Source organism: Phreatobacter sp. AB_2022a (genome assembly GCF_026847585.1).
Taxonomy (GTDB): domain Bacteria; phylum Pseudomonadota; class Alphaproteobacteria; order Rhizobiales; family Phreatobacteraceae; genus Phreatobacter.
On sequence record NZ_JAPSET010000113.1, the window covers coordinates 1 to 596 of the forward strand.

Consider the following 596-nt stretch of genomic DNA (forward strand, 5'->3'; position numbering starts at 1 on the left):
GGCCGGCGGGCGCTTCGTCAGTTCGAGGACGAGAAGGCCGAGGAGGGGACGGCTTCGCGGTCGACCTGGACCTGGCCGAAGGCCGGCGCATAGGCGTGGCGGGCGGTGAACTCGCGCGGCTGGACCGGGGCGGCGGTGCTGATCGCGGGGGCGCCGACATAGCCGGCGGCGTCGCCGACGCCCTGGGCCGAAGCCGGAGCGGCGAAAGCGAGGGGAGCGACGAGGGCCGCGGCGAGGATGAGCTTGTTCATGACGGATCTCCGTTGGTTTCGGCCGGCAGGCGCGCTGGGCCCGGCACGGCAATCATTTGAGAAATCGAGAGGTTCTGGCCGATCGAACGGTCAGTTCGAGGACGGGAAGGCCGAGGACGACACCGCCTCGCGGTCGATCTGGACGGCGCTGGCCGCCGGGACGTGGCGGGCGGTGAACTCGCGGGCCTGGACCGGGGCGGCCGTGGTGATGGCGGAAGCGCCGACATAACCGGAAGCGTCACCGACGCCCTGGGCCGAGGCCGGAACGGCGAAGGCGAGGGGGGCGGCAAGGGCGGCGATCAGGGCGAACTTGTTCATGACAGTCTCCATTGGAAAACCCGGGGG

The 596-nt window shown here is 71.3% G+C and carries 2 protein-coding genes; both read right to left on the reverse strand.

The features are described 5' to 3' along the window. Window positions 1–17 precede the first annotated feature (17 nt). On the reverse strand, window positions 18–251 hold the full coding sequence (locus tag OZ671_RS31905) for a hypothetical protein (RefSeq protein ID WP_268864427.1): 234 nt from the start codon (window positions 249–251) through the stop codon (window positions 18–20). A gap of 90 nt (window positions 252–341) precedes the next feature. Then, window positions 342–596, reverse strand: a 255-nt coding sequence (locus OZ671_RS31910; protein WP_268864428.1) for a hypothetical protein, incomplete at its 5' end; no start/stop codon positions are given.